The organism is Desulfovibrio diazotrophicus, from assembly GCF_902498985.2.
GTDB lineage: Bacteria > Desulfobacterota > Desulfovibrionia > Desulfovibrionales > Desulfovibrionaceae > Desulfovibrio > Desulfovibrio legallii.
In genome coordinates, this window is record NZ_OX346397.1 from 97,706 (window position 1) to 116,871 (window position 19,166).

At 63.0% G+C, this 19,166-nt stretch carries 12 protein-coding genes and 1 CRISPR repeat array (1 of these 13 cut by a window edge); of the genes, 3 read left to right on the plus strand and 9 right to left on the minus strand.

The window, feature by feature from the left end; genetic code table 11:
• A CRISPR array of direct repeats spans window positions 1-6,100; the repeat unit is 28 nt; unit sequence GTTATCCGCCGCGCAGGCGGCTTAGAAG; it begins 1,012 nt to the left of the window's first position.
• 8 nt (window positions 6,101-6,108) lie between these two features.
• Together J7I12_RS00445 and hemW are read right to left on the minus strand one after the other, a co-directional pair.
• Window positions 6,109-6,396: a helix-turn-helix domain-containing protein gene (locus tag J7I12_RS00445; RefSeq protein WP_487125882.1), complete on the minus strand. Its 288-nt coding sequence runs from the start codon at window positions 6,394-6,396 to the stop codon at window positions 6,109-6,111.
• A 45-nt stretch (window positions 6,397-6,441) separates the two neighbouring features.
• Complete coding sequence (gene hemW, locus J7I12_RS00450; RefSeq protein ID WP_302548660.1) at window positions 6,442-7,716, minus strand: radical SAM family heme chaperone HemW; 1,275 nt, start codon at window positions 7,714-7,716, stop codon at window positions 6,442-6,444.
• A gap of 219 nt (window positions 7,717-7,935) precedes the next feature.
• On the opposite strand from hemW, the gene J7I12_RS00455 reads away from it, so the two are divergent.
• The 3 genes from J7I12_RS00455 to purN are packed head-to-tail and all read left to right on the plus strand — an operon-like array spanning window position 7,936 to window position 11,649.
• Window positions 7,936-9,441, plus strand: coding sequence for a leucyl aminopeptidase (locus J7I12_RS00455; RefSeq protein ID WP_302548659.1), 1,506 nt, complete (start codon window positions 7,936-7,938; stop codon window positions 9,439-9,441).
• Window positions 9,438-10,967, plus strand: a complete 1,530-nt coding sequence (cobA, locus tag J7I12_RS00460) for a uroporphyrinogen-III C-methyltransferase (protein ID WP_118229544.1) — start codon at window positions 9,438-9,440, stop codon at window positions 10,965-10,967. Before J7I12_RS00455 ends, cobA begins: the two co-directional genes overlap by 4 nt.
• A gap of 7 nt (window positions 10,968-10,974) precedes the next feature.
• Window positions 10,975-11,649 (plus strand): phosphoribosylglycinamide formyltransferase, encoded by a 675-nt coding sequence (gene purN / locus J7I12_RS00465; protein WP_302149198.1) that lies wholly within the window; start codon window positions 10,975-10,977, stop codon window positions 11,647-11,649.
• Between the two features lie 574 nt (window positions 11,650-12,223).
• Here the strand turns inward: purN and dapA are convergent.
• The 7 genes from dapA to J7I12_RS00500 all read right to left on the minus strand — a co-directional run bounded on the left by dapA (window position 12,224) and on the right by J7I12_RS00500 (window position 19,154).
• Entirely contained in the window at window positions 12,224-13,102 is an 879-nt protein-coding gene (dapA, locus tag J7I12_RS00470) for a 4-hydroxy-tetrahydrodipicolinate synthase (protein ID WP_118229546.1), read from the minus strand.
• A gap of 111 nt (window positions 13,103-13,213) precedes the next feature.
• Window positions 13,214-13,489 (minus strand): HU family DNA-binding protein, encoded by a 276-nt coding sequence (locus J7I12_RS00475; RefSeq protein WP_118229547.1) that lies wholly within the window; start codon window positions 13,487-13,489, stop codon window positions 13,214-13,216.
• A 219-nt stretch (window positions 13,490-13,708) separates the two neighbouring features.
• Window positions 13,709-14,530, minus strand: a complete 822-nt coding sequence (locus J7I12_RS00480) for a MinD/ParA family protein (protein ID WP_302413559.1) — start codon at window positions 14,528-14,530, stop codon at window positions 13,709-13,711.
• Between the two features lies 1 nt (window position 14,531).
• Window positions 14,532-15,251, minus strand: a complete 720-nt coding sequence (locus J7I12_RS00485; RefSeq protein WP_302548658.1) for a GGDEF domain-containing protein — start codon at window positions 15,249-15,251, stop codon at window positions 14,532-14,534.
• Window positions 15,252-15,290: 39 nt separating this feature from the next.
• A protein-coding gene (prfB, locus tag J7I12_RS00490) for a peptide chain release factor 2 (RefSeq protein WP_118229551.1) occupies window positions 15,291-16,404 on the minus strand; the annotation gives its coding sequence in 2 pieces (ribosomal slippage) (window positions 15,291-16,328 and window positions 16,330-16,404; 1,113 coding nt in all).
• A 273-nt stretch (window positions 16,405-16,677) separates the two neighbouring features.
• Window positions 16,678-18,285, minus strand: a complete 1,608-nt coding sequence (gene lnt, locus J7I12_RS00495; protein ID WP_118229552.1) for an apolipoprotein N-acyltransferase — start codon at window positions 18,283-18,285, stop codon at window positions 16,678-16,680.
• A complete protein-coding gene (locus tag J7I12_RS00500; protein WP_118229553.1) occupies window positions 18,282-19,154 on the minus strand; it encodes a hemolysin family protein in 873 nt (290 codons plus the stop codon). Before J7I12_RS00500 ends, lnt begins: the two co-directional genes overlap by 4 nt.
• Window positions 19,155-19,166: the final 12 nt, after the last annotated feature.

Consider the following 19,166-nt stretch of genomic DNA (forward strand, 5'->3'; position numbering starts at 1 on the left):
GCCTGAAAGTTATCCGCCGCGCAGGCGGCTTAGAAGAACCTGCCATGACCACAAAGCGCCCGTTGGCCGTTATCCGCCGCGCAGGCGGCTTAGAAGCAATCCTCGCCGCGTGCCGACGGGTTGAATGCGTTATCCGCCGCGCAGGCGGCTTAGAAGTGATAATGACGTGGGTTTCTTCTTCCCAATCCGTTATCCGCCGCGCAGGCGGCTTAGAAGATCACCCCGTACACCGCGTCCGCCGTGGAGCCGTTATCCGCCGCGCAGGCGGCTTAGAAGCGCTTGCGGGGGTGGGGGGTGTCTTTTGTCTTGTTATCCGCCGCGCAGGCGGCTTAGAAGTGACGAGGCCGTGAACTACATTGTCGAAAACCGTTATCCGCCGCGCAGGCGGCTTAGAAGTGCGAACTTTTCCAGATCACGAATAGTCAAATGTTATCCGCCGCGCAGGCGGCTTAGAAGAGATGCCGCAGAAAATCACCATATCCGACGACGTTATCCGCCGCGCAGGCGGCTTAGAAGTGTATCCCTAGTTAGGGCTTTAGCTTGAGTGTGTTATCCGCCGCGCAGGCGGCTTAGAAGTGTAAAGCTAAAACTCAAAAGGAGCAAATACCGTTATCCGCCGCGCAGGCGGCTTAGAAGAGCGTCAGAAAGAGCGACGGATGCCCCGAGGAGTTATCCGCCGCGCAGGCGGCTTAGAAGTAGCCTTGCCTACCTGATCCACCTAGCCTTGCGTTATCCGCCGCGCAGGCGGCTTAGAAGGGAAACGTGCTGCACTTTGACGCTCGAAAAACGTTATCCGCCGCGCAGGCGGCTTAGAAGTGTGTGAACGGTCAGCAGCGTTAATGCTCACCGTTATCCGCCGCGCAGGCGGCTTAGAAGGCGAAGACACGCAGGAGTTTGACGCGCTCAGCGTTATCCGCCGCGCAGGCGGCTTAGAAGCCGAGGGGCTGCCGCTGGGGAAAATAACAAGGGTTATCCGCCGCGCAGGCGGCTTAGAAGAATATACCGTTTTAGGCATTATCGACGGCGAAGTTATCCGCCGCGCAGGCGGCTTAGAAGAGCAAGGCTGGACAGATCAGGCAGGCAGGCCAGTTATCCGCCGCGCAGGCGGCTTAGAAGTCGTTAAGCAGGCCAAAGGGAACCCCACCGCGGTTATCCGCCGCGCAGGCGGCTTAGAAGATTAAAACCGCTAGAGAAAAGCACCCTAAGTTGTTATCCGCCGCGCAGGCGGCTTAGAAGGCTGGGTGATCTGGTCCGAGCACTACGCCAAAGTTATCCGCCGCGCAGGCGGCTTAGAAGTGACTGCGTTGTCTGAGGTCGGCGGGAAAGATGTTATCCGCCGCGCAGGCGGCTTAGAAGTAACTGGGGGTACTGAAGCAAGCTAAACTTGAGTTATCCGCCGCGCAGGCGGCTTAGAAGTTGCCAAAAAATATCTTGAAGCTGAAGGCTTTGTTATCCGCCGCGCAGGCGGCTTAGAAGGTTGCGGCGCACAACGACATTGTGTGCTCAGGGTTATCCGCCGCGCAGGCGGCTTAGAAGTTTCGGGGCTTTGCCCCGTTTTGTTAAGATGGGTTATCCGCCGCGCAGGCGGCTTAGAAGAAAAAGGAGAAAAAAAATGCCTAACTTTACAAGTTATCCGCCGCGCAGGCGGCTTAGAAGCGTTGGCGCAAGGAACGCGAGAACTTTTAGGCAGTTATCCGCCGCGCAGGCGGCTTAGAAGAATTTATTTTCTGCGGCCAGCACCATCTCGGCGTTATCCGCCGCGCAGGCGGCTTAGAAGCACGACCCCGCCATAAGTTTGGGGTGTTCCACGTTATCCGCCGCGCAGGCGGCTTAGAAGGCACCGCGCTTGGCGGCGCGGAAGCTCCTCGTGTTATCCGCCGCGCAGGCGGCTTAGAAGTTAACGATTATGGGGTGCTTGCATTGGCAAGTGTTATCCGCCGCGCAGGCGGCTTAGAAGTTGCTGGCCTACCTGATCCACCTAGCCTACCTGTTATCCGCCGCGCAGGCGGCTTAGAAGAGCGAGATCCAGCGGTTGCACCAGAGGTTGCGGTTATCCGCCGCGCAGGCGGCTTAGAAGATGATAAAGGGCAAAGCAAGTACCATAAGGGAGTTATCCGCCGCGCAGGCGGCTTAGAAGCGTCTGATATGCAAGCCCGGTCATCCTTGCAAGTTATCCGCCGCGCAGGCGGCTTAGAAGCTAAAGGGCTTGACAAGGTGACGGAGAAGCACGTTATCCGCCGCGCAGGCGGCTTAGAAGGCTCGCGTGAAGTTTTGAAATTCGTGCTCAAAGTTATCCGCCGCGCAGGCGGCTTAGAAGTACCTGATCCGCCCGGCCTTGCTGGCCTACCTGTTATCCGCCGCGCAGGCGGCTTAGAAGCTGTTGGAAATCAAAGGCAAGGAAGCCGCTATGTTATCCGCCGCGCAGGCGGCTTAGAAGCATCGCGGGGGAAAGGAGCAGAAAATGAAAATGTTATCCGCCGCGCAGGCGGCTTAGAAGCCGTCCAAAGAAACGAAGATGGCGACCAAATCGTTATCCGCCGCGCAGGCGGCTTAGAAGAGTTGATGCGCCCGTCGATACGCATCGCACATGTTATCCGCCGCGCAGGCGGCTTAGAAGCCGTCGAGCAGTATGAAGGGTACGTGCCGGAAGTTATCCGCCGCGCAGGCGGCTTAGAAGTGTTTGAGAAGACGCATAGCACATACAGATGCGTTATCCGCCGCGCAGGCGGCTTAGAAGATCGCACACCCTCTTTTGCGCTTAGCATAACGGTTATCCGCCGCGCAGGCGGCTTAGAAGGCTATCGAAAACCTCGCAGGCTGTATCACCGCGTTATCCGCCGCGCAGGCGGCTTAGAAGTTACTTACTGGCCGGATGCTAAGCTGCCGCCCGTTATCCGCCGCGCAGGCGGCTTAGAAGTACCACGAGGGTCAGCGCAGCATGGGCGCGCAGTTATCCGCCGCGCAGGCGGCTTAGAAGCGCTCAAATTGCCCCACGCCAAGGGCCTCGCCCGTTATCCGCCGCGCAGGCGGCTTAGAAGTTTCCCCTCTTTTGAGAGCCCGGCGGCGCTCGGTTATCCGCCGCGCAGGCGGCTTAGAAGAGTGCGCCCGGCGGATGTGCGGTCGGGGTGACGTTATCCGCCGCGCAGGCGGCTTAGAAGGTCTGCCCCCAGCGGGGTTTGTCCAAGGTTTTGTTATCCGCCGCGCAGGCGGCTTAGAAGTGACGGCGTGCCTCGATGGCCTGGTACTCGATGTTATCCGCCGCGCAGGCGGCTTAGAAGAGGCGGGGGTTGCTGGAGAACAGGGGCCGTGGGTTATCCGCCGCGCAGGCGGCTTAGAAGGGCAAGACATCCATAGCCGGAGAGCGGCCGTAGTTATCCGCCGCGCAGGCGGCTTAGAAGCACGTCACTCCAGGTGCCAAGTATAGCGAGGCGTTATCCGCCGCGCAGGCGGCTTAGAAGCAACCGGGTCCCGATATGCCTCCGGTACATATGTTATCCGCCGCGCAGGCGGCTTAGAAGCCCACACGCGGCAACTGTGGGGCACGCTACGCGTTATCCGCCGCGCAGGCGGCTTAGAAGAAATGCGGGGGAATATTGTCAAAAACCGAGGGGTTATCCGCCGCGCAGGCGGCTTAGAAGGACAACTGCTCCGCGTCTGTCTATCTTGTACGGTTATCCGCCGCGCAGGCGGCTTAGAAGGAGAAGCGCCAGGCCCAGCCGGGGCCCTTGGTGTTATCCGCCGCGCAGGCGGCTTAGAAGAGCTTATGAATGTCAAGTCTTTTCTTTTGGCAGTTATCCGCCGCGCAGGCGGCTTAGAAGAGCTTATGAATGTCAAGTCTTTTCTTTTGGCAGTTATCCGCCGCGCAGGCGGCTTAGAAGGCCTACGCGCAAGACAAGACGCTACTCTTGCCGTTATCCGCCGCGCAGGCGGCTTAGAAGGGGAAAATTCCCGGCTTGGCTTGTACGGACAAGTTATCCGCCGCGCAGGCGGCTTAGAAGCGTTTTGGGGGCTGACGGCTTGCGCCCTGCACGTTATCCGCCGCGCAGGCGGCTTAGAAGCGCACCCCCTCGCTCTCTGTACTCCGCGCTCTGTTATCCGCCGCGCAGGCGGCTTAGAAGGCTACACGCCGCCAGGGGGCGGAAACATCTTGGTTATCCGCCGCGCAGGCGGCTTAGAAGGTGCGCGCCGCATACATCCACCAGATGTTGCCGTTATCCGCCGCGCAGGCGGCTTAGAAGAGATTGGGAGCCCCTCTTGGGCACCATGACAGGTTATCCGCCGCGCAGGCGGCTTAGAAGTCTGACATAAATATCTCCTGCGGTGATACAGCGTTATCCGCCGCGCAGGCGGCTTAGAAGGTGTGCGAGGCTACCTTGTCGCCGCACCCCTCGTTATCCGCCGCGCAGGCGGCTTAGAAGACCTTGCTCCACGCAGATATGCCCGCCTTGTCGTTATCCGCCGCGCAGGCGGCTTAGAAGTCCTTGCGGCCAAGAGGGCCGCGGCTTTGTACGTTATCCGCCGCGCAGGCGGCTTAGAAGTTGCCCGCAAGGCCGGGGTTTTGCCGGAAATTGTTATCCGCCGCGCAGGCGGCTTAGAAGGCCAGAGACCGTTTCTGGTGCGTCCCTGCGTGGTTATCCGCCGCGCAGGCGGCTTAGAAGTATTGACTGGCTGGTGTGCAACGGTGACGCCAGTTATCCGCCGCGCAGGCGGCTTAGAAGCTACTGGACACGCCGCACGACGGGGATATCCCGTTATCCGCCGCGCAGGCGGCTTAGAAGTTGAAAATGCCGCTCATGTCGATGCACCAGCGGTTATCCGCCGCGCAGGCGGCTTAGAAGTACCACGAGGGTCAGCGCAGCATGGGCGCGCAGTTATCCGCCGCGCAGGCGGCTTAGAAGCACACCTGCTAGCCACCCTGCGACCCATACCCGTTATCCGCCGCGCAGGCGGCTTAGAAGTCGATAAGCCCGAAAGACAAGTCTGCCCCCCAGTTATCCGCCGCGCAGGCGGCTTAGAAGTGAGTCTCAGTCAAGTTGATGATGACATTGCGGTTATCCGCCGCGCAGGCGGCTTAGAAGTACCCAAAAAGGGCGCACGATATACTGAAATGGTTATCCGCCGCGCAGGCGGCTTAGAAGCAACCAAAAAGAGGGCGTCGGAAATTTCAAGCCGTTATCCGCCGCGCAGGCGGCTTAGAAGCCAATACCCAGTATTGCTTCGAGCCAGCCAAAGTTATCCGCCGCGCAGGCGGCTTAGAAGTGATCCGCCAGGCTCTGCGCTCTCCTCGCGACGTTATCCGCCGCGCAGGCGGCTTAGAAGATGCCGTCGCGGATAGACGTAGCTATCTTGTGGTTATCCGCCGCGCAGGCGGCTTAGAAGAGCATGCGAACTAGCCTCGCCAGGCGGGGGTTGTTATCCGCCGCGCAGGCGGCTTAGAAGTTTGCTCGTGGTCGTTACAGCCCGCGATTTATGTTATCCGCCGCGCAGGCGGCTTAGAAGGGCCGGGGTAGCGGATAAGCGGCCACCTCTTTGTTATCCGCCGCGCAGGCGGCTTAGAAGTTGAAAATGCCGCTCATGTCGATGCACCAGCGGTTATCCGCCGCGCAGGCGGCTTAGAAGTGCGGCGGGGTCTCCTCCAGCACCATGTTTTTGTTATCCGCCGCGCAGGCGGCTTAGAAGAAACAGGCTGGCTCGTAGCGATGTCATACCAAGTTATCCGCCGCGCAGGCGGCTTAGAAGATTCTAGAGCCTTCTTGTTAAACTTCTTTTGCGTTATCCGCCGCGCAGGCGGCTTAGAAGCCTATGTGTCAACAAAAATATGTATTTTTTTAGTTATCCGCCGCGCAGGCGGCTTAGAAGCCATGAGAATGTGCGAAGAATAGAGCCAAGCTGTTATCCGCCGCGCAGGCGGCTTAGAAGTTGCGCGGCAGCGCAAAAATAGTATTGTCGCCGTTATCCGCCGCGCAGGCGGCTTAGAAGCCGAAAACTCAAACCCCCAACGCGGGGGACACTGTTATCCGCCGCGCAGGCGGCTTAGAAGGTCACCGGCTTCAGAGACAGCACAAGTCCAGCGTTATCCGCCGCGCAGGCGGCTTAGAAGACAGGGAGTCAAAAATCTGATGGGGAGTACCTCTCCTCTCTGATCTCCTTCAGCGTGAGGTCTGGCTTATCTTTGACCAGGGCGGCAAGCCGTTCCCTTTTCTCAGGGGAAAAAGTTTTAAGAATGTGGCCTCGAATTTGTGGCTCAAGCCTTCCATCTTTTTTGTATTCGCGAACCCATCGGACAATAGCAGTCTTATGGAATCCCAATATATCAGCAAGTTGTTGCTGGGTTGCTTTGCCAGACAGGTATGCCTCAACCGCTATTTTACGAATCGCAGGGTTTGCTATGCGCATAAACAACTTATAGAAAATTATATGATATTTCAAGAGGTAAACGCCCTAGGCGCTGGGCCAGCGCACGGGGCGGATGTCCGGTTCCGGCTCGGGAGAGGCGGGCGCGCCCGGGGCCGGAGTGGCCGCGGAAGGCGAGCCCTGGGGCAGGGGGGCATTGAGCACTTCGCTGGTGCGGGCAAAGAGGTTGGTGAGGATGGCGTTGGAAACGACCATGCCCTTGCGGGTCAGGCGCAGGTAGCCGTCGCGCAGGCGGATGAGGCCGTTTTCGTGCAGGGCCCGGACAAGTTTCTGGTGGTCGCGGGTGAAGTCGCGGCCCGTGAGGTCGCGGTAGTCCTTGGTGCGCAGGCCGCGGGCCGTGCGCAGGCGGAGCATGAGCAGCTCCAGCACGCGGGTTTGCGGGCTGAGGATTTCGGCTTCCGCGTCCAGGCTGCCCTGGCGCACGCGGGTGTTCCAGGCGTTTTGCCCCGCGGGGTTGGTCCAGCGGCGGTTCTGGATGGTGGAGGTGGCTGAGGGGCCCATGCCCAGGTAGTCGGCCCCTTCCCAATAGCCCAGATTGTGGCGGCACTGGAAGCCCATGCGGGCGAAATTGGAAATTTCATAGTGCAGGTAGCCGTGCTGTTCCAGCAGGGCCGCGCCTTCCATGAACATGATGTTCTGGTCCCGTTCGGGGGGCAGGTTCAGGCGGCCTTCTTCCACGTCAGCTTCCAGGGCTGTGCCCGGCTCCAGGGTCAGGCCGTAGGCCGAAATATGGTCCGGCGTCATGCGGAAGACGTCTTTAAGGGTCTGCAGCCATTGGCGCACGCTCTGGTCCGGCAGCCCCCACATGAGGTCCACGTTGATATTGGTGCAGCCCGCTTCGCGCGCCAGAAACACGGCGTGCAGGCTGTCGGCGGCCTTGTGCGCCCGGCCCAGCATGCGCAGTTGGGCTTCGTCCATGCTCTGCAGGCCGATGGACAGGCGATTGACCCCGGCATCCAGAAACTGGGCCGCCACGTGTCCGCCGCGCAGGGATTCGGGGTTGGCTTCCAGGGTCACTTCGGCCTTGGGGGCCAGTTTGAAATATTTGGACAGACGGTCGAGTACGATGCCGATAATGCGCGGCGGCAGCAGGCTGGGGGTGCCCCCGCCGAAAAAAACGGTTTCTACCGGGCTGCCGCCCAGGCGGTCCCCCCAGAGGGCCAGCTCCATAAGCAGGGTGTCCACATAGTCCCGCACGGCCGGGGAGGCGGTGGCGGCCACGCCGCGCCCCAGAGGGTTGGAGTGAAAGGCGCAGTAACGGCAGCGGGTACGGCAAAAGGGCACATGGATATAGACGAGCATGGCAAGTTCCTGATCATGGGGCGGCAAAAGGCCTTTGCTGAAAATATGCAAGAAGCGTGCTCAGACAAGGGCCTTGTGGCCTGCCCAAAGGTCCGGCGGCGTCGCCCTTGGCAAAAAGGCCGACGCACAGTATATTCGCAGTCCGGCACAGGGCGCAAGCGGGCGTCGGGCCGCGCCGCACGCGAGGCGGCGTCAAAGAGTTGCCAAGGAGAGAACCTCATGGAGATACGTTTTCAGAATCTGGGACCCGATCAGTGGAAGGCGGAAGTCCTGCTGGCGCCCGTGTGCGAGGGGGAAGCCGTGCTGGAGCAGTGCCCCCAGATCGACCGGGCAGCGCCCTGGCTGGTCATTGCCCCGGCCCTGCGGGATGTTAAGGGCAAAAAGGGCGAACTGGCCCTGCTGCACGGCCACAAGGATCTGCCCGTGCCCCGCGCGTTGGCCGTGGGCCTGGGCCCGCGCGAAAAACTGGATCTTGGCGGCGTGCGCAAGGCCCTGGCGGCCGCTGTGCAGTTTTGTCGGCGGCAGGGCTATGCCTCGCTGCTGCTGCCGGAATCGGCCCTGGCCGGTTTGCCTGGCGGCCGGGAGCGCCTGGTGGAAGAATGCGTGTGCGCGGCCCAACTGGCCCTGTACCGCTTTACGGCTCTGAAAAAGCCCGACGCGGAAGAACCCGCCGATCCCCAATGGCTGGCCCTGGGCTTTGACGGCGAGGAAGTGCCGGACGGCTTTCAGGCGGCGGCCCGCCGGGGTGAGAATGCGGCTGCGGCCGTGCGTCTGGCCAGGGATTTGGCCACTACGCCTTCCAATCTGCTCTACCCCCAGGCCCTGGCCGAAAAGGCTCAGGAACTGTCGCGGGACGCGGGCTTTGTCTGCAGCGTGCTGGACGAGGAGGCTCTGGAGCGCGAAGGCATGGGCTGCCTGCTGGCCGTGGGCCAGGGGTCGCGCCGTCCGCCGCGTCTGGTGGTGGTGGAGCATGCGCCCAAGGGGCACGAGCAGGACAAGCCCCTTATTCTGGTGGGCAAGGGCATCACTTTTGATTCCGGCGGCATCAGCCTTAAGCCTGCCGCTCACATGTACCAGATGAAGAGCGACATGACCGGTGCGGCCACAGTGCTGGCCACGGTCACGGCCCTGGCGCGGGAAGGCGCGCCCCGTCGCGTGATCGGCCTGCTGACCTGCGCGGAGAATATGCCCGACGGCGGAGCCGTGCGCCCCGGCGACGTGGTGCGCGCCGCCAATGGCGATACAGTGGAAATCCAGAACACCGACGCCGAAGGCCGTCTGGCCCTCTGCGACGCTCTGGCCTACGCCCAGAAAACCTGGACCCCGGCGGCCGTGGTGGATATTGCCACCCTCACCGGGGCCTGCGCCGTGGCCCTGGGCACGGGCCTGGCCGGGCTGTTCTGCGACGACGCGGATCTTGCCGAGCGCATCCGCGCGGCGGGCGGGGCGTGTGGCGAAGACTTCTGGCCCCTGCCCCTCTGGCAGCCTTATGCCGAGCAGCTGAAAAGCCAGGTGGCGGACATCTGCCACATCGGCCCGCGCGAGGGCGGGGCTATCAACGCTGCGCTGTTCCTGCGGCATTTTGTGCAGGAGGGCGTACGCTGGGCGCACCTGGACATTGCCGGCGTGGACTGGGCCGCCAAAACTACGCCCCTCTGCCCCGAAGGCCCCACGGCCTTTGGCGCGCGCACCTTGCTGGAACTGGCCAGGGGGGGCGTGCAATGAAGGTCTATCTTATCGGGGCCGGCCCCGGCGACGCGGGCCTGCTGACCCTCAAAGGGCGCGACGCCCTGGCCGGGGCCGACGTGGTGGTCTACGACGCCCTGGCCAACGAGGCTCTGCTGGACCACGTCCGGCCAGACGCGGAAAAAATTTATGTGGGCAAGGTGGCGGGCAACCACGCCCTGCCCCAGGATCAGATCAACGCCCTGCTGGTGGCCAAGGCCCGCGAGGGCAAGGTGGTGGCCCGGCTCAAGGGCGGTGACCCCTATATTTTCGGGCGCGGCGGCGAAGAGGCCGAAGAGCTTGTGGCCGCAGGCGTGCCGTTTGAGGAAGTGCCCGGCATTAGCAGCACGGTGGCGGCTCCGGCCTACGCGGGCATTCCCCTGACGCACCGTGACTTCGCTTCCTCTGTAACCATCATCACAGGGCACGAAAATCCGGACAAGCCCGGATCGGTGCACAACTGGGCCGCCTTGGCGGCCAGCGCCGCCACGCTGGTTTTTGTCATGGGCATGAAGAATTTGCCGGATATTGTGCGCAACCTGCTGGCGGCGGGCATGGACCCAGCCACCCCGGCGGCCTTGGTCTACCGCGGCACCACGCCCGCCCAGCGCAGCCTTGCGGCGCCGCTGGCCGAGCTTCCCCAGGCGGCTGCTGCGGCGGCCTTCACCAACCCTTCGGTCATTGTGGTGGGCAAGGTGGCGGGCCTGCGCGGCACGCTCAACTGGTTTGAAAACCGCCCCCTGTTCGGCCGCCGCATTGTGGTGACCCGTGCGCGGGAACAGGCCAGCGGTCTGGCCCAAAGCCTCACAAGCCTGGGGGCCGAGGTCATCCAGTGCCCCACCATAGAAATCCGCCCGCTGGAGGACTACGCCGCCCTGGACGCAGCGCTGGCCAACCTTGCGGAATATCACTGGATTATCTTCACTTCGGTGAATGGGGTGCGTCACTTCTGGCAACGCTTGGCAGTGGTCGGCAAAGACAGCCGCGCCCTGGGCGGCTGCCGGGTGGCGGCCATTGGCCCGGCTACGGCCGAGGCTCTGCGCGGCCGGGGCATTGCACCGGATTTTGTGCCGCAACGCTATGTGGCCGAAGGCGTGCTGGAGGGGCTGTTGGCCCGCGAAGGCGGCGCAGTGGCGGGCAAGCGCTTTTTGCTGCCCCGTGCGGCCAAGGCCCGCGAGGTGCTGCCCGAAGAGCTGCGTAAGGCCGGGGCCGTGGTGGACGTGCTGCCCGCCTATGTGACCGTGCCCGCCGACCATAACCGGGAGGCCGTGCTGCGTTGCCTGGAAGAAGGCCATCTGGACTGCGTTACCTTTGGTTCTTCCTCCACGGTGGAAAATTTCCTGGCGCTCATTCCGGCGGCCACGCTTAAGGCCCATCCTGAAGTGCAGCTGGCGGCCATCGGCCCGGTCACGGCCCGGACCCTGGCCGCGCACGGTCTCGCCTGCCGCATCCAGCCGGAAGAGTATACCATTCCGGCTCTGGTGGCGGCCCTGCAAACCCATTTTGCGCGGTCCGCCCGCGCCTGAGGACAGCATGCCCCTGAATATCGCTATCCTGGCCTCCGGCAGCGGCACTAACGCCCAGGCCATGTTCGACAAGGCCGCCGCCGGGGTTCTGGACGTGAACATCCGGCGCGTCGTCTGCAACCGGCCCGGCGCAAAAGTCATTGAGCGCGCGGCCAGGGTCGGCGTGCCCTGCCTGACCCTGGACCACACCAGCTTCCCCGACCGCGAGAGCTTTGATCGCAGCATGGCGGCGACCCTGCAGGACGACGGCGTAGAGCTGGTGGTGCTGGCGGGCTATATGCGTCTGCTCACCCCTTACTTTCTGGAAGCCTTTGCCGGGCGGGTGCTCAATATTCACCCAGCCCTGCTGCCCAGCTTTCCCGGCGTGCACGGCGGAGCCGACGCCGTGGCTTACGGCGTCAAACTCTCCGGCTGCACGGTCCATTTTGTGGAAGAAAAGGTGGACAGCGGCCCGGTGCTCATCCAGGCCGCCGTGCCCGTGGAGGCCGGTGAAGACGTCGCAACGCTCATGCAGCGCATCCATGTCATGGAGCACCGCATTTACCCCCAAGCCGTGCAATGGCTGGCCCAAGGCCGGGTGCGCGTGCAGGACCGGCGGGTCTTTATCGCCCCCGCTGCCGTCCCCCGCGCCCCCCGCGACGGCGATTGGCTGGTTTGGCCGCCCCTGGAAACGGGCTTCTAGAGCATTTAACACTTGAAATGCTCGCTTACGGCAGGCAAAAGCCTGCCTTCTCGCATTTTGTGGCAAGGATTTTCAAGAAAATCCTTGCAGAGCAGTTAGCTCATTTCATTCGCTAACTGCTCTAAGGGGGAACGCGCCCGGCGGCCATGCCTCTGGACCCCTGGCCCTGGACCTATGCACGCGCGGGTCGCCCACAGCACACCAATTCCACCGGGCCGTGAACCGCAGAACAGCGGCGCGTCCTTTTGAGTAAAAGTACAGTTGCTCAAGAGGACGCGCCGCTTTGCGCTTGGTCTGCTTTCGGTCAGGGGGCGCCCGGCGGAATCTGGCACGGGAGAAAAGTTTTTTGAAGGATGGGGATGTGGGGAAGGGAACTTTTGTTCACAACAGTTCCCCTCCCTACAAAAAAATTCGCGGTCCTGCTGCCTCAGGGCATTGCAATTTTGAAATGCCCTGGCGGTTGCGTAAGCAGCCGCTCGCTGTGGAGGCGCAAGCGCAATTTAGTTGCGCGATGGAGCGCCGGAGCGAGCGTGCCGTAACCTTTGAAAATGCATACTCTCAAAGGTTATCTGATCTAGAGCAGTTTTTGCTGGCGCAGAACTTCGAGGAGGCGGTGTTTGGCGTTGTCGCCCATGGGGCAGAGGGGCAGGCGCAGTTCGGCTTCCATCCGTCCCATCAGGGCCAGAGCGGTTTTAGCCGGGATGGGGTTGCTTTCCAGGAACATGGCCTCGTGCAAGGGGAAGAGTTCGTGGTGCAGGCGGGCCGCACCGGCCAGGTCGCCCTGGTTGAAGGCGTTGCACATGGCGGCCATGCGGTCGGGCGCCACGTTGGAAGTGACGGAGATGACGCCCTTGCCGCCCAGGGCCATAAGGGGCAGGGCGGTGAAGTCGTCGCCGGAGAGCACGCAGAAGCCTTCGGGGCAGCTTTCAAGGATGCGGCTGGCCTGGGACATGTCGCCGGTGGCTTCCTTGACGCCCACGATGTTGGAAAAGTCGTGGGCCAGACGGGCCAGGGTGGGGGGCAGCAGATTGCAGCCGGTGCGTCCGGGCACGTTGTAGGGCACCAGAGGCAGATCCACGGCTTTGGCAATGGCCTTGTAGTGCTGGTAAAGGCCTTCCTGGGTGGGCTTGTTATAGTAGGGGGTGATAAGCAGCGCCCCGTCGGCCCCGGCTTTTTTGGCGAAGCGGGCCAGGCGGATGGCTTCGGTGGTGTTGTTGGAGCCGGCCCCGGCCAGCACGGGCACGCGGCCCTTGGCCTGATCAATGCAGATTTCGATGACCCGTTCGTGTTCCTCATGGCTGAGGGTGGCGGATTCGCCGGTAGTGCCGCAGGGCACCAAGCCATGGATGCCCGCATTAATCTGGTGTTCTATGAAGGCCCGGTAGGTGGCTTCGTCCAGGCTGTTGTTGCGGAATGGGGTGACCAGAGCGGTCAAGGCACCGGAAAATAACATGGCTGACTCCTGTCCGCGCTCGCGCCATAGCGGCGTCGCCGACTGTCGACCAACGCGGGGCCGACAGTCGGCGGCAAGGCCGGAACCGTGAGCTTTTTGGCGCAATAGGCGTTATTGGTTGATGAATTCCTTCAATTCCTTCCCGGCGCGGAAGAACGGCAGGCGTTTGGAGGCCACCGTCACGCTTTCGCCCGTTTTGGGATTGCGGCCTGCGTAGCCTTGGTACTCCTTGATTTTAAAGCTGCCGAAGCCGCGGATTTCGATCCTTTCTCCGGCCAGCAGGGATTTTTTCATGGTGTTGAAAAAGGTGTTGACCACCAGCGACGCATCATCGGAAGGGAGGTTGGTTTCATCGGCCAAGGCTTTGATCAGTTCGCTTTTGTTCATCGTGCCTCCGTGGCTTTGCCGGTTAGCCCGCCAGGGCGACAAGGCCGGGCATTTACTGGTAATTTCTTCCTACCGTTTTTATGCCGCAAGGTAAACCTTCTGCGAAAAATTTTTCGCCGGTTTTGCTAAAAGAAACGACTGCGCCGCCGGAGTTACGGCGTGTCGTGAATAGTGCGGCAATCGCGGTATTGCGGTGCGCCGAGCGCGGGGCGGGGCGGGTCAGTCTTGAAGCGTGGCGGCCGGCAAAGGCTGCAGCACCTGCCGGGGGGCGAGCCAGTCCAGCATGCTCAGGCGCAGGCGTTGCAGGCGGGCGGCCAGGGCCTGGATATCCTGGGCTGCGGGGCAGCCCGGGGCCATGCGCATAAGGGGCTGTTGGCGGCAGACGGCCTCTGGCACGTTTTTGTCCGCGCGTACATGGCCAAGGAGCACGGGCTCCAGGTGCAGAAAGTGGCGGCAGGCGCCGTGCAGCTTGGAAAAGGCGTTTTTGGCTTCAGTGGCGGAAGTTGCCTGATTGACGATGACGAGAAAGTCGCGCACGCCGTAGTGGAGGTTGAGCACCTTGATCAGGGCGTAGCTGTCGGTGAGAGAGGTTGGTTCCGGCGTGATGACGACCAGACGTACGGCGGCCAGGGCCGCAAAGGTCTGCACGGTCTGGGAGATGCCCGCGCCTTGGTCCATGAGCACATAGTCGTAGTTGTGCAGCACGGGTTCCAGGCGGGAAAAGAGCAGGTCGCGGGCGTCGGGCTGCAGGTCGGTGAGTTCCGGCACGCCTGAGGCGGCGGGCAGCACGTCGAAACCCTGGGGCGCGACGGGGCAGAGCACATCGGCGATTTTGCTTTCGCCCAGCAGCGCGGTCTGCAGGTTGCCTTCAGGGGTAATGCCCAGCAGCACATCCAGGTTGGCCAGGCCCAGATCGCAATCTATAAGCAGAATTTTGAAGCCCTGCTCATGCAGGGCGCAGGCCAGATTGAGCGCCACGTTGGTTTTGCCCACGCCGCCTTTGCCGCTGAGAAGGGACACGCTCAGTGTTGTTGTTGCCATATCAGCTCCCAAAAAAGAGAAAGCGTTTTTCATGGGCCTGCACCAGCGAGTCCCGTTCGAGCGGGTCATCCGCCAAGGTGATGCCCTCCGGGGAGGTTTGGGCCGCGTGCAGCGCGGCATCGGCCTGCTGGATCAGGGTTCGGGCGCTCAGTCGGCGACCCTGGGCCGCATAGGTGACGCCCACGGCGCAGTGGCGCGGGGGGCCGTCTTCGGCGCGGCGCAGTAATGTTGCGGCCCGCCGGGCAAAGTGCTGACGCACTTGTTCCGCCAGCAGGCGGGCGCGCAGACGCCCCACGCCGGGCAAAAGCAGGGCAAAACGCCCCGGCCCGGTGCAGCCCAGGCTGTCGCAGCTTTCCTGGCAGGCGCGCAGGCTTTCGGCCAGGGCCTCGGCCAGAGTTGCGCCCATAAGGCTGCCGTCGCTTGCGGCGTCGGAGCCGCAAACGGCGGCGCAGAGCAGGGAGAGTTCCCCGCCCGTGCGGGCCAGGAGCAGGATTTCGCGGCTGATCTGATGCGCAAAATGTTCTGCAGTGAGCATGAGGGCCAGGGGGCCTTCCGGCTGCTCCGTTATGGGCGGCAGGGCCGCAGCCGTTTCGGCAAGAGGCGCGGATAAAAGCGGGCGGATGCTTTCCGGGTGACGGCGGCAGAATTCTTGCCACAGGTCCGGGTCCACCTCCCGCAGCAGGGCGGCCGTCAATGCGGCCCGCTGGTCGGCGTTGGCCATGTGCGGGGCACTGGGGTCGGCCGAGGGCAGAAGGGGGGGTCAGCGTTCTTGCTCATGTCGGTACAACAGGTAGTCGTGTTGAAAACGGTCGATCTGGCCGTCAAGAACAGCCTCCACATCGCCCATTTCCGTGCCGGTGCGGTGGTCCTTGACCAGACGGTAGGGCTGAAGTGTGTACGTGCGGATCTGGCTGCCGAAGGCGATGGCGTCCTTGCCGGCGTACTGGGCCTGGCGCTGGGCCTCGCGTTTTTGCAGCTCCAGGTTGTAGAGACGGGCGCGCAGCACGCGCATGGCCGTTTCGCGGTTATGGTGCTGGGATTTTTCGTTCTGGCACTGGGCCGAGATGCCCGTGGGCAGGTGGGTGACCCGCACGGCAGAGCTGGTGGTGTTGACGCTCTGGCCGCCGGGGCCGCTGGAGCGAAAAATGTCCACGCGGATGTCCGCTTCTTTGATATCCAGCTGGATGTCGTCGCCCGCGTCGGGGATTACGTCCACCGAAGCAAAGGATGTATGCCGTCGGCCCGAGGAATCAAAGGGCGAAATGCGAATCAGGCGGTGGATGCCCCGTTCGCTTTTGAGAAAGCCGAAAGCGTGCGGCCCGGCGACGCGCAGAGTAACGCTTTTGATGCCCGCCTCGTCGCCGGGCAAAAAGTCCAGCTCCTCCACCGTATAGTGGCGGCGTGCAGCCCAGCGGGTGTACATGCGCAGGAGCATTTCGGCCCAGTCCTGCGATTCCGTACCGCCCGCTCCGGGATGTATTTCCAGAATGGCGTCCTGGCTGTCTTCCTCGCCGGAAAGCAGCATGACCAGTTCGGTTTCGTCCAGCAGGCGGGCCAGCTCGGCGCGTTGCTGGTCCAAGGATTCCAGGGCTTCCGGGTCTTCGCCTTCCGCTGCCAGGGCCAGCCATTCAATCATGTCGTCGTGGCAGGTTTTGAGCTTGCCAAGGCGTTCCACCTCATCCTCCAGGCGGCGTTTTTCCTGCAGCAGGGGCGTCAGGGCTTCGGGTTTGTCCCACGCGCCGGGCCTGGAAAGGCTTTGTTCGATTTCCTGCAGGCGTTGTTCACTGCCGGCCAGGTCAAAGACGCCCCCAGAGGGCGGTAAAGCGTTGGCTGAGGGGCTGACAGGCGGCGCGAAGATCACTGAGTTGGAGCATGGCGGTGTGGGGGTTGAGGGTGGGGCGCAGAAACGCGCCTGAAAAACGTCCGTGCCCTGTGGCCTGGCAAGGCCTGATCGGGTCAGCGCACGGGGCTGAATATATTGCTATAAAGAAATATTATCAATAATTTTTAGCGTAATTTCATTTTGAAATTGTTCTGGCGACGGCACGAGCAGACGTATGCCGCGCAGGTGTGGGCGCAACGCATTTGGCTGTCAGGCGCCGGCGTGAGCGTAGCAAAATTTTTGAGAATATTTATTCTCAAAAATGCTATGCTGCAGCGCCGGGCGTACGCCGCCTCGCTGTCCGGGCGTCTCTGCCGGGCCCCCAGAGCCACAGACCCGCCAGCAGCAGCAGACCGCCGGGCAAAAGCCAGGGGGCCAGGCGATGGTAGGGGCTGGGCGCGGTTTGCAGCCCGGCGCGGGCCCAGAGGGCCTGGGCGCGGAACTGCCCGCCGCGCAGGGTCAGGCGGCCGCGCGGATCCACCACGGCGGAAATGCCCGTGTTGGTGCCGCGCAACAGCCAGCGGTTCTGCTCCAGGGCGCGCAGCGCCGTAAGGTAGAGGTGCTGCCGTGCGGCCGGAGTAGCGCCGAACCAGCCGTCATTGCTGATGTCCACCAGAATGTTGGCGCCTTGTGCCGCGCGGTCTTGCGCCAGCCAGGGGAATATGCCTTCATAACAGATGAGCATGCCCAGGGCAAGGTTGCGGTAGTGCAGGGGCGCGGTGGTCGTGCCTTCGGTGTAAACGCCCACGCCCTGCAGCAGGGCTTCCAGAAACTTCCAGTTGAGCCAGGAAGGCAGGTATTCGCCGAAGGGGACCAGGTGTTCCTTGTCGTAGTGGGCGAGGGTTCTTCCGTCGGGCCCCAGGAGAAAGGCGCGGTTGTAAATATCCGGTTCTCTGACGCCGGGTCGGCGTTCCATGCCCGGCGCGCCCAGCAGCAGGGGAGTTTGGCTGCGCGCGGCCAGCTCTCGCACCTTGGGGGCCAGGAGGGGATTGTTCTCAAAAAAGAAGGGCAGGGCCGTTTCTGGCCAGACCACCAGGGGCCGGGCCTCTGGCCGGAGGGCCAGGGCCCCGTAAGTGAGGCCCAGGTAGAGTTCTACAGTCTGGCGCTGCATGGCCGGCAGCCATTTTTGGTTTTGATCTACATTGCCTTCCACAAAGAGCACGTCCAGGCTGTCCGGCCCGCTGGGATCGGCGGTCAGGGGCGTGGCCGTCAGGCGCAGGGCTCCGTAGCTCAGGAGCAGGGCCGTCAAGGCAAAGCCTGCCAAAACGGCATGGCGGCCGCCGCGCGGGGGGGCGGCTTGTGCCGGGGGGCGGCAGGCGGTTGCGGCGCAGAGCAGGGCCGCGCCGACCCAGACCCCGGCCAGTCCGTACGCGCCCAGTACGTCCGCTCCCTGCACCAGCAGGGGCCAGGGGGCCAGAGCGCCGGAAAGGCTCAGCCAGGGGAAGCCCAGCACGCGGGCAAAGACGTCTTCCAGCACAAACCAGCACAGGCCCAGAACCACGGCCCAAAGCCAGGGAGGACGGCGGCGCAGCTCGTGGGCCGCCAGGGCAAAAAGGCTGCCGGCCAGAGCCAGGCAGGCGGCAATGAACAGGGCGCAGGGCACTGCCAGGGCCCAGGGCAGGCCGCCCACGTTGTGGACGGGCAGGGTCAGCCAATAGAGGGCCGCCGTGCCGCCGGCCAGGTGACAGAGCCAGCCCCGGCGCAGGGCTGCGCCCCGGTCGGGGGCGTTGACGCCCAACCAGGCCAGGGCCACGGGCCAGAGCAGAACCAGGGGCGGCAGGGATGCCAGGTCGTTGGGAAAACCCAGCCAAAGGGCGCAGGCCCCCGCCAGGGCCACGGCCCCGGCGGAGAGGGAGAGCGGAGCGCGGGTCATGCGGGCAGGGCCGGGGGCGGGGCAGCTTCGTCTTTGCTTGCGGGTTCCATGCGCAGGCGGAGGATGAGCTTTTTGTCCGCCTCCAGCACGGTGAAGGTCCAGCCGTCCAGGGTAAAACTTTCGCCCGGGGCGGGCACATGCCCGGCTTCCATGCTCAGGTAGCCGCCGACGGTGTCCACCTCGTCCGAGTCCAGGTTTATGCCCATGTCCTCCAGATCTTCAAGCAGGGCGCGGCCCGTAAGCTCATAAGCCCCGTCGCCCAGGGGCCGGATGTCCTCCTGGCGGGGGGCGTCGTGTTCGTCTTCAATGTCGCCCACGATTTCTTCCAGCACGTCTTCGATGGTGATCAGGCCGGAGGTGCCGCCGTACTCGTCCAGTGCGATGGCAATGTGCTGCTTGCGGGCGCGGAATTCCTGCAGCAGGGTACGGATGGATTTGGTTTCCGGTACAAAGAAGGGTTCGCGCATGACTGCGGCCGCGGGCGGGTCTGCCGCCTGCGCGTTTTGGTTGTGCGCGTCCAGCAGGCTGTGGAGCACGTCCTTGGCGTGGACGATACCCACGATGTTGTCGCGGGTTTCATGGTATACGGGTATGCGGGAATGCCCGGAGCGGACGATGATGCGCGCCACATCGGGCAAAGGCATATCGTCCGGCACGCAGTCGATGTCGGTGCGGGGGGTCATGGTGTCCTGCACCTGCAGATCGTTGAAGCGCAGGATGCCGAGGAGCATGGATTCCTCGTCCGGTTCCACCTCGCCTTCGGCTCTGGCTTCGAGAATGGCTTTTTCCAGGGATTCTTCATCATCGTGCCCGAACAGTTTGCTCAGGCGCGACCAGATGGTACTGTGACCTTCCGTGCCGCCGTCCAAAATATGCCTCCT